This window comes from uncultured Zoogloea sp., assembly GCF_937894855.1.
Classification (GTDB): domain Bacteria; phylum Pseudomonadota; class Gammaproteobacteria; order Burkholderiales; family Rhodocyclaceae; genus Zoogloea; species Zoogloea oryzae.
Genome location: NZ_CALAYQ010000127.1, coordinates 1 through 9,436, shown reverse-complemented (window position 1 = coordinate 9,436; position 9,436 = coordinate 1). Strand labels below are relative to the sequence as shown.

Genomic DNA, 9,436 nt, shown 5'->3' with positions numbered 1-9,436 from the left:
TGGAGCAGGATCTGGCTGGCGATCTCGGGGATCTCGTCGCGGATCTCGCCGAGGGACGGCGGCGCGAGGGAGACCTCGAACAGCCGGGCCAGCACGCGCTCGTCCCAGCCGTGTTCGACGAGCTCTTCGGGGCGGTGCTCGGTGGCGACTACCAGGCTCTGGCCGTGGCGCTCCAGGCGGTCCATGGCGAAGACGAGGTTCTTCTGCTGGGGGCGCGACAGGTAGATCAGCTCGGGCACGTAGAGCAGGCCGTTGCGGGCGCCCTCGAGGGTGGCGAGCTCCAGGGGCTGGGACGACAGGGAAAGGTCGAGCCACGGCGTGCCGACCCGCTGGAGCGAGCGGGCACAGAGCTCGGCGAGGCTGCCGGGGCCGACCCGCAGGAGGATCACCCGCGACTTGTCGGCCATCTGCTCCAGGCGCTTCTTCAGGTCGCGCAGCGGCACCGAGCGGGAGAACGCGCCCAGGCCCAGGGGGCTGGGGGCGTTGGCGGGCTTGATGCGGGCGAGGCCGCGCTTTACGGCGGCGAGGAGCTTCTGCAGGGCGATGGGTTTTTCGAGGAACTCCATCGCGCCGATGCGGGTGGCTTCGACGGCGGTGTCGATGGTGCCGTGGCCGGACATCATCACCACGGGCATGGTGAGCTGGCCATTGGCCGACCATTCCTTGAGCAGGCTGACGCCGTCGGTGTCGGGCATCCAGATGTCGAGCAGGACGAGATCCGGCCGGGCGGCGTTGCGGGCGGCGCGGGCGGCGGCGGCGTTTTCGGCCAGCACGATGTCGTGGCCTTCGTCGCGCAGGATTTCCGACAGGAGTTCGCGGATGCCGACTTCGTCGTCAACGATGAGAATTTTAGCCATGGGCTGGTGACTCTGTTTGAGGGGCGCTGCGCAGGCGGATGCGGATTTCCGCTCCACCGGTTTCTCGATTGGCGAGACGAATCTCGCCGTCGTGTTCGTCGATTATTTTTTTGACGATGGCCAGGCCAAGGCCGGTGCCGCGGGCCTTGGTGGTGACGTAGGGTTCGAAGGCCCGGGACAGGATCTCGGGCGGGAAGCCCTGGCCGTTGTCGCGCAGGATCAAGTCTACCCGCCGGGCATCGGATCGCGTCAACAGCCAGATTTCGGGCGAGTCGCTGTCGGAGAGGGCGTCCTCGGCGTTCTGCAGCAGGTTGTGGATGACCTGCCGGAGCTGGCTGGCATCGCCCATCACGGGCGGGGTTTCGGCGGCGAGTTCGGCGTGGATCATCACCCGCGAGCCATCGTAGAGGGCCAGCACGTCGCGCACCAGGGCGTTCAGATCCACCGGCGCCATCACCGGGCTGGGCAGGCGCGCGTAGTCGCGGAAGGCGTTGACCAGGTTCTTCATCGCCTCGACCTGATTGACGATGGTGGTGGTGGAGCGTTCGAGCATGCTCCGACCTTCTTCGTCGAGGCGGTCGGCCAGCTTGAACTGGAGCCGCTCGGCGGAGAGCTGGATCGGGGTTAGGGGGTTCTTGATCTCGTGGGCAAGGCGGCGGGCCACCTCGGCCCAGGCGGCGTTACGCTGGGCGGCGATGAGTTGGGTGATCTCGTCGAAGACCACCACGAAGCCGCCGCCGGTGCTCTCGGGCAGGCGGGTGCCGTGGAGGAGGAGGGTCTGGGTGCTGCCGTCGGGGTTGGAGAATTCGATCTGGCGGTTCCAGTCGTCCTCGGGGCCCTCGAAGCCGGCCACCAGCGCGTCGCGAAAGGCGGCGTGGGTGCTCCAGTCGTGGACGCGCAGGCGCTCGTAGTCCTGCAGCTCGTCGTTGAGGATGGTCATCGCCCCGTGGTTGGCGGCGCGCAGGTGGCCGTCCGGCGAGAAGGCCAGCACGCCGGCCGAGAGGTTGGCGAGGACGCTCTCGAGATAGGCCCGGTTGCGCTCGACGGCGGCGCGGTTGGCTTCGGCCTGGGCGCGGGCGTCCTGCAGCTGGCGGGTCATCTGGTTGAAGGACTGGGTGAGCACGCCGAGTTCGTCCCGGGCGGGTAGGGCCTGGCGGGGTGAGAAGTCGCCAGCCGCGACGGCCTGGGTGCCCTCGGCGAGGATGAACAGCGGCGCGGCGAGGCGCCGGGTGAGCACGAAGGCGACGGCTACCGCGGCAAACAGGGCCAGCAGCAGGGTGAGCGTCAGGGTGAGGGTGTAGATGCGCTTGAGGCCGTTGCGGGCAACGGAGAGCTCCTGGTAATCCCGGTGCACCGTCTCGACGCTGTCGGCGTGCATCGCGAAGGATTTGGGCACCTGCTGGGTGACCTGCAGGAGCTGCGGCTCGATCAGGCGCCGGGACGGGATGGGCACGATCACCCGCAGCACCAGACCTTCGGCGCCGTGGCCTTCGGCGGCCCGATAGCCGGACGTCTGCCGGCCCTGGCGGAGTTGGGCGGTGGTGGGCTGTTCGGGAATCAGGGTGCCGAGCTCGGTCTCGGCGGTGGCGACGATCTTGCCCGTGGGCGAGAACACCGTGGCCGACTCGACGTTGGCCTGTTCGCGCAGGCGATTGAGGAGCGGGGAGCGGACCTGGGGCGCCAGCTCGAGCTCGATGGCCATCTGGTCGGCCTTGGTGGCGAGCTGGTCGAGGAGGATGTCGAGGGTCGCCCGGCCGAGCTGCAGGCCGCTTTCGAGGGCGGCGTCCACCCGCACGTTGAACCACGACTCGATGCTCTTGACCGCGAACTGCAGCGACACGGCGTACACCAGCGCACCGGGCACCACCGCCATTGCGGCGAAGATCGCCATCAGGCGCAGCTTGAGCCGGGAGCCGAAGCGGCGGGCCTTGTACTCCAGCCACAGGCTGCGCAGCTGGACGAACACCAGCCCGGCGAGCACCAGCGCGATGATGCCGTTGAGGCCGATGAGCAGGGTGTAGTTGCGTGCGAAGAGGGGCGTGTTGGCGCTGGCCGTGGCGAGCAGGAACAGCAGGATGCCGGAGATCGCCGCGCAGACGATGAGGACGGTAGGTCTCATTTGCTGTCGCGGGTGGGGGGCATGAAGGTCCACCGATACCAGTCGGAGGCGAGGTTCCAGTCCTTGCGGCCGAGGGCGCTGACCTGCAGCGGCTTGGGCAGCTCACCCACGTCCAGCCGGAAACGCAGGGCGGCGTTGTAGCTGCGCCCGATCTTCAGGGCGCCCTTGTCGGCGATGCCCCAGTTGCGGATGCGCAGCATGGTGCGCATGGCTTCTTCGAGGCTGGTGAAGTTCTGGTGGAGCGCGCCGGTGGTGAGGCGGTACTGGCGGGTGAGCGACTGGTAGGAGAGGCGGTAGGTGAGGGAGCGGGTGATGATCTCCTCGTCCAGCCAGTACCAGCGGGGGGCGGTGAGTTCGAATTCGGTGATGAAATACAGCGACACACCCCGGCCGACCACGTCGGCCAGGAGCGGGGTGAGCTCGGCGACGACATCGGCGTTGAGGATGTACTGGTCGTCGCTGGGCTGCAGGACGATGTTGCGGATCTCGGCCTCGGCGGCTTGCGCCGGCCCGGCACCGGTGCCCAGCCCGGCGACGAGGCCAGCCGCAAGCAGGCCCCTCAGCCAGCGCCGGCGGAGGCGGTCAGGCGGCTTTCTCGAGGAGCGCGTAGAAGAATCCGTCATGGTCGGTGCAAGGCAGGTACTGGCAGTCGAGCTGTCCGCCAATGGGCAGGCGGCGGCAATCGGGATGGCGGGCGGCGAAGGCGGCGATCTGCTCCCCGTTTTCTTCGGCAAACACCGAGCAGGTGGCATAGAGCATTTTGCCACCCGGCGCGAGGACTCGCCACAGGGCTTCGAGGATCTCGGCCTGCTGGGATGCAAAGCGGGCGATGTCGCCGCCGCGGCGCAGCCACTTGATGTCCGGGTTGCGGCGCACCACGCCGGAGGCGGAGCAGGGCACGTCGGCGAGGATGCGGTCGAAGGGGCGGCCGTCCCACCAGGCGTCGAGGTTGCGGCAGTCGGCGGCCTTGACGGTGGCGGCGAGGCCCAGGCGAGTGAGGTTCTCGCTGATGCGCCGGGTGCGGCTGGCGTCGGTATCCAGGGCGGTGAGCTCCACGTCGGCGAGTTCAAGGATGTGGCAGGTCTTGCTGCCGGGCGCGGCGCAGGCGTCGAGCACCCGCTGGCCGTCGTCCACGTCAAGGTGCTGGGCGGCGAACTGGGCGCCGGCGTCCTGCACGCTGATGCAGCCTTCGGCAAAGCCGGGCAGGCGGCTGACGGGCACCGGCTTTTCGAGGAGCAGGGCGCCGTTGGCGAGCACCCGCACCGGCAGGTCGGCTTCGGCGAAGCTGTCGAGCACCTCCTGGCGGGAGCTGCGCAGGGAGTTGATGCGCAGGGCCATGGGCGGGTGGGTGTTGCCTGCGACGAGGATCGAGCGCCAGTCCTTGGGGTACTGGGTTTTCAGGCGGCGGATCCACCAGGGCGGGTGGCGGTGCTCGGCGACCATGTCGGCGTCGGCCGCGGCGCGCAGCTCGGTGGCCTGGCGCAGGGCGTTGCGCAGCACGCCGTTGGCGACGCCCTTGAACTTGCCGTCGAGCAGGGTGGCGACACCTTCGACGGCTTGGTCGACGGTGGTGTGGGCGGTTTCCGGACGGGTGTCGAGGCGGTGCAGGGCGATCCGCAGCAGCGACTGGACGGGCTCGGGCAGGGGCTTCTGCATGAGCTGGCCGAGGATGAAATCCTGCCGGCCGTAGTCGCGCAGGGTGCCGTAGGCGAGATCGAGGATGGCGCCGCGGACGGCGGGCGGGGTGTCGGGCCGGCGTGCCCACAGGGTGGCCAGGGCGTCGGTGAGGGTGAGCCCGCCCACCACATCGGCGATGAGGCCGGCGGCGGTGACGAGGGCGTAGGCCAGACTGTCCTCGGGCAGGCGGGACGGGGCCGCGACGAGACGGCGGCTGCGGGGGTGGTCGGTCATGGTGTCAGGTGAGGCAGTCGAGCACGTAATTGGGCAGGGCGCTGCAGGCGAGGTGCAGGGCGGGATTGTAGTAGCGCAGGCCGGTGATGCGCCGGGCCGCAAGGCGCTGGGTGAGCGTGGCGAGATCGGGTTCCGGGGGGCGGGCATTGCTCGCCCGGGCGAGGAGCCAGGGGCCGCCGTAAAGGGGGACGTCGATCAGGGCTGGCGTCGGGGTGGCAAACACATCCTTGAGCCGCTGGAACACCGTCGTCACCTGCTGGCGCTGGTGGAAGGGCGATCCGAGCTGGACGTGGACGATACCTTGCCCGGTCAGGCTTGCGGCACAGATTCGCAGAAAATTGTCGCTGTGCAGGTGGGCGCAGGCGGGATGATCGGACTGGGTGAGGTCGAACAGGATCAGGTCGAAACGCTCGCCGGCTGCGTGGCAGGCAGTGAGGGTTGCCGCCGCGTCGCCGAACAGGACGCGCACACGAGCATCGTTGAAGGCGCCGGCGGGTAGCGACGGCAGCTGCGCTTCGATGGTATCGACCACCGCGCGATCGAGCTCGGCGATGGTGACGTGGGTGATCGAGGGGTGCTTGAGCAGCTCCCGCGTGCTGCCGCCATCGCCGCCGCCCAGCACGATGGCCCGCTGGGGTGCCGGATGGCTGAGGGCTGCCAAGTGAGCAAGGCTCTCGTGGATGATGAACTCGTCGGCCTGGGAGGCCATGGCGTCGCCATCCAGCGTGTAGAGCTTGCCGAAGCTGGTGGTCGATTCCACCGAGATGTGCTGGAGCGGGCTGGTATGTTCGACCACTGGCGCGGTGCGCACGACATGGAGCGCGGCGTCGTCGGACAGGGGGAGGGCGATCGTCGGCAAGTGTTTCACGTGAAACAACCTCCTCTGCAGGGGTGTTCAGCCCAGGAATGTATCGGCGCTAAAGCGCAGGATCAGTATCACCACGACGACCAGAAACGCCTTGCGGATGAACGCCACACCGTGGCGGAGCGCGAGGGCGGTGCCAACCCGGGAGCCGAGCAGATTGCAAACGGCCATCACCGCCGCGGCTTTCCAGAATACCGCGCCGGTCGCTACAAAGAAGGCGATTGCGGCGAGGTTGGTGGTGACGTTGACGATCTTCGCCGATACCGAGGCGAGCAGGAAGTCCATTCCCAGCAGACGAATGAAAAGAAAGATCAGAAAGCTGCCGGTGCCTGGGCCGAAGAATCCGTCGTAGAAACCGACTGTGCTGCCGATCGCGAGGGCGCGGATCGTGGGTTGGGCATCATGCGCCAGCACGCGCCCCTGGACGCCGAAATCCTTGCGCATGAAGGTGTAGATCGCGACTGCGATCAGCAGCACGAGGATGAGCGGACGCAGGGCCTCAGGCGGAAAGAGCACCACTGCCCGGGCGCCAAACCATGATCCGATGGCGGCCGCGATAGCCGCAGGAGCGGCAATCTGCCAGGGAATCACGACCCTGCGGCTGTACTGGAGTGCGGAGCTGGCCGTGCCCACCACGCTGGCCAGCTTGTTGGTGCCAAACAGCGTCGCCGCGCCGGCTTGGGGAAAGGTGGAGAAGAGCAGGGGGATCTGGATCAGACCGCCGCCGCCGCCGACGGTATCCACCAGCCCGGCGCAGAACGCGCCGACACCGAGGAGCAGGAACGGGAGTTCGATCACTGCTGTTTCACGTGAAACAAGCTCAGGGGAAGGAAGAGCCTTGGGCAAGTAGCGCCGCGTGGATGCCGGACAGTGCTTCGAGTCCGCCACAGGCCAGGCTCACACCACGGCCCGGGATGTCGGGCTCGGTCGGGTTGATGCGGATCAGCGGTACGCCAAGGGTCTCGCTGAACCAGCGAACCGTCGGCACGTGGCTGCCGGCGCCGATCTCGATCACCACCGGACGGGCCGTGGTGTGGAGCCAGGTTTCGAGGCGCTGGCGCTGGCCCGTGGTGCGGCGGCCGAGCCATCCCCAGTCGCCGAACATCAGCACGTTGGGTCGCATCAATCCACCGCAGGTGGGGCAGCGGGGCAGGGGAGAGCGGAGCAGGCAGGCGCTGTCGTCCACATCCGGCGAGAAGTCGTCGGCAGGGACGATGGCTTCGCCGCAGCCGTTCATGCACTGGAGGTGATGGATGGATCCATGGACTTCGCAGATGCGATCCTCCTCGAAGCCTGCGCGCTGGAACTGCCCATCCACGTTGGAGGTGAACACGAAGCTGCCGCCGGGCAAGGCCGCGCTGATCTGCCTGAGCATGGCGAAGCCCGGGTGCGAGCGGGTGCGTCGGTATAGATTGAGGCGGTGGCCGTAGAAGCCCCAGGCCAGGGTCGGGGTGCGCGAGAAAGCGTCGGGGCAGGCGATTTCCTCGAAGGCAATGCGCGCCTCGGCGAGGGCCGGATAGGCGCGCCAGAAACCGGTATTGCCGCGGAAGTCCGGAAGTCCGGAATCCACGCCCATCCCGGCACCGGCGGCGATGATGAGGGCGTCCGCCCCAGCGATGAGGCGGGCGGCTTCGGTGAACAGGGGGTCGGTCATGCCTGGGCGATGATGAAGATGCGGCGGAATGGAAACAGCACGGTGCCGTCGGCGTCGGCCGGATAGGCCGCAGCGAGGCGTGGGCCGAGCTCGGCGAGAAAGGTGGTCTGGCTGGCTTCGTCGAGGCGCGAGAGGTAAGGCACGAGGGTCGTGCCCTTGAGCCAGTCGAGCACAGGGTGCTCGCCCTGCATGGCCTGCCAGTAGATGGTTTCCCACAGGAAGAGGCGGCTGCAGCGGGGGGAGAGGATTCGGTGGTAGTCCGCCATGGGGAGCACCGCACCCATGCGCGCATCGCCCAGGCGATCGGCCCACGCTGGCGCGGTGGCCTGTTCGCGGATCAACCGGTGGGACGGCGCCTCGAAGTTGCCGGGCATCTGCACGGCCAGCACGCCCCCGGGCGCGAGCTGGTCGAGGAGGCGGGGGAACAGCGTCGCATGGTCGCTCACCCAGTGCAGGGCGGCGTTCGAGAACAGCAGATCGAGGGGCTCTTCCGGCGCCCAGCTCTCGACTCCGGCCAGTTCGAAGCGGGCTTCGGGCAGGACGGCGCGGGCGCGCTCGAGCATCTCGGGCGAACTGTCCAGCCCGGTGATCTGGGCGCCGGGCCAGCGGCTGGCGAGGAGGCGTGTGACGTTGCCCGCGCCGCATCCGAGGTCGACGATCTGGACGGGCTGGGCGAGGGGGATTCGGGCAAGCAGGTCGACCGCCGGACGCAGGCGTTCGTCGGAGAACTGCAGGTAGCGGTCGGGGTTCCAGGTCATCGCAGATCCTCCATTCGAGAGGGCCCTATTGTGAACCAAGCCGGAACGCCTGCGAAAAAAGAAGGCCCGGCATCAGCCGGGCCAAACAGGGAGTAGGGAATGCAGAGAGGGAGGCGGCTTACTTCTTGATCTGGTTACCGATGACCCCGCCGACAGCCGCGCCACCGACGGTGCCCACCGAGCTGCCACCCGTGAGGACGGAGCCGGCGACGCCGCCGACTGCTGCGCCGATGGCCGTGTTGCGTTGTTGGGGCGACATGTTGGCGCAGCCGGAAAAAGTGAGTGCGGCGACAACGGCGACGAGGCTTGCGGTGATTCTTTTCATGCTGAGCTCCTTCACGCTAAGCCCACTCAGGGTGGGATGTGATTTCAGTCTGGCTGTCGAGCGTTCCAACGACTGTAGGGCAGGACGGATGCTCTCGTGGGAATCGGCTGACAGCCGGGGGCGCGGTGCCCGTGTGCAAGTGAAAGTCACTGTATCCGGGATCACGCCCCCGGGCTGTAACGAGTCGTGTGGTTATGTAAGCAGTGCTGCGAGGTGCGGGGCCGATTCGGCTGGGCAACAAAAAGCCCGCGCTGTGGCGGGCTTGGATCTGGGGCGGCGCGGCTGGGGCCGGCTTACTTGCCGATGCAGAACCGCGAGAAGATCACCCCCAGCAGATCGTCGGGAGTGAATTCGCCGGTGATCTCGTTTACCGCTTCCTGGGCGAGGCGGAGCTCCTCGGCCATCAGTTCGAGGGCGTGGTGGTTGTCGAGGGCGCGGTGGATGCGGGCGAGGGCTTCGCGCAGGGCGATGAGGTGGCGTTCGCGGGCGAGGATGATGTCTTCGCCGTGGCGATGCCAGCCGGCCACGCGGAGGAGCTCGGCGCGCAGCAGCTCGATGCCCTGGCCGGCCTTGGCGGAGAGATACAGGCTCACGGCGCCGTCGGTGTCCACCCGCTGGGCATCGCGGCCGGCGAGGTCCACCTTGTTGAAGACGGTGATGCGTTCGACCCCGGCGGGGAGGCGGGCGTCGATGGCGGCGTCGGCTTCGGTGAGGCCGGCGCGCACGTCCACCAGCCGCACGATCACGTCGGCGCGTTCGATTTCCTGCCAGGTGCGGGCGATGCCGATCTTCTCGACTTCGTCGTTGGTGTCGCGCAGGCCGGCGGTGTCGGTGATGTGGAGCGGGATGCCTTCGATCTGGATGGTTTCGCGCAGGGCGTCGCGGGTGGTGCCGGCGATGTCGGTGACGATGGCGCGCTCTTCGCCGGCGAGGCGATTGAGCAGGCT

10 protein-coding genes are annotated in these 9,436 nt (G+C 68.2%); all 10 read right to left on the bottom strand.

Annotation, left to right across the window (positions count from 1 at the left end; genetic code table 11):
* Window positions 1-857, bottom strand: an 857-nt coding sequence (locus tag Q0672_RS14675) for a response regulator (protein ID WP_298623296.1), incomplete at its 3' end; no start/stop codon positions are given.
* Window positions 850-2,976, bottom strand: a complete 2,127-nt coding sequence (locus Q0672_RS14670) for an ATP-binding protein (RefSeq protein ID WP_298623293.1) — start codon at window positions 2,974-2,976, stop codon at window positions 850-852. The genes Q0672_RS14675 and Q0672_RS14670, both read right to left, overlap by 8 nt.
* Window positions 2,973-3,599, bottom strand: a complete 627-nt coding sequence (locus Q0672_RS14665) for a DUF4390 domain-containing protein (RefSeq protein ID WP_153163494.1) — start codon at window positions 3,597-3,599, stop codon at window positions 2,973-2,975. The genes Q0672_RS14670 and Q0672_RS14665 overlap by 4 nt, the downstream gene beginning before the upstream one ends.
* A complete protein-coding gene (gene rsmB, locus Q0672_RS14660; RefSeq protein WP_153163495.1) occupies window positions 3,559-4,887 on the bottom strand; it encodes a 16S rRNA (cytosine(967)-C(5))-methyltransferase RsmB in 1,329 nt (442 codons plus the stop codon). The genes Q0672_RS14665 and rsmB overlap by 41 nt, the downstream gene beginning before the upstream one ends.
* 4 nt (window positions 4,888-4,891) lie before the next feature.
* Window positions 4,892-5,755: a polyamine aminopropyltransferase gene (locus Q0672_RS14655; RefSeq protein ID WP_298623290.1), complete on the bottom strand. Its 864-nt coding sequence runs from the start codon at window positions 5,753-5,755 to the stop codon at window positions 4,892-4,894.
* Window positions 5,756-5,782: 27 nt separating this feature from the next.
* Entirely contained in the window at window positions 5,783-6,547 is a 765-nt protein-coding gene (locus Q0672_RS14650) for a TSUP family transporter (RefSeq protein WP_298623299.1), read from the bottom strand.
* Window positions 6,548-6,572: 25 nt separating this feature from the next.
* Entirely contained in the window at window positions 6,573-7,406 is an 834-nt protein-coding gene (locus Q0672_RS14645) for a Sir2 family NAD-dependent protein deacetylase (RefSeq protein ID WP_298623288.1), read from the bottom strand.
* On the bottom strand, window positions 7,403-8,164 hold the full coding sequence (gene tam / locus Q0672_RS14640; protein ID WP_298623286.1) for a trans-aconitate 2-methyltransferase: 762 nt from the start codon (window positions 8,162-8,164) through the stop codon (window positions 7,403-7,405). The genes Q0672_RS14645 and tam overlap by 4 nt, the downstream gene beginning before the upstream one ends.
* Before the next feature lie 118 nt (window positions 8,165-8,282).
* Window positions 8,283-8,489: a glycine zipper 2TM domain-containing protein gene (locus Q0672_RS14635; RefSeq protein WP_298623284.1), complete on the bottom strand. Its 207-nt coding sequence runs from the start codon at window positions 8,487-8,489 to the stop codon at window positions 8,283-8,285.
* A gap of 293 nt (window positions 8,490-8,782) precedes the next feature.
* A partial coding sequence (locus tag Q0672_RS14630) for a GTPase (RefSeq protein ID WP_298623282.1) occupies window positions 8,783-9,436 on the bottom strand: 654 nt, incomplete at its 5' end.

Coding starts and splice junctions, on each gene's coding strand:
- Q0672_RS14635 (WP_298623284.1), bottom strand. CDS start 8,489: ATGAAAAGAATCACCGCAAGCCTCGTCGCCGTTGTCGCCGCACTCACT.
- tam (WP_298623286.1), bottom strand. CDS start 8,164: ATGACCTGGAACCCCGACCGCTACCTGCAGTTCTCCGACGAACGCCTG.
- Q0672_RS14645 (WP_298623288.1), bottom strand. CDS start 7,406: ATGACCGACCCCCTGTTCACCGAAGCCGCCCGCCTCATCGCTGGGGCG.
- Q0672_RS14670 (WP_298623293.1), bottom strand. CDS start 2,976: ATGAGACCTACCGTCCTCATCGTCTGCGCGGCGATCTCCGGCATCCTG.
- Q0672_RS14665 (WP_153163494.1), bottom strand. CDS start 3,599: ATGACGGATTCTTCTACGCGCTCCTCGAGAAAGCCGCCTGACCGCCTC.
- rsmB (WP_153163495.1), bottom strand. CDS start 4,887: ATGACCGACCACCCCCGCAGCCGCCGTCTCGTCGCGGCCCCGTCCCGC.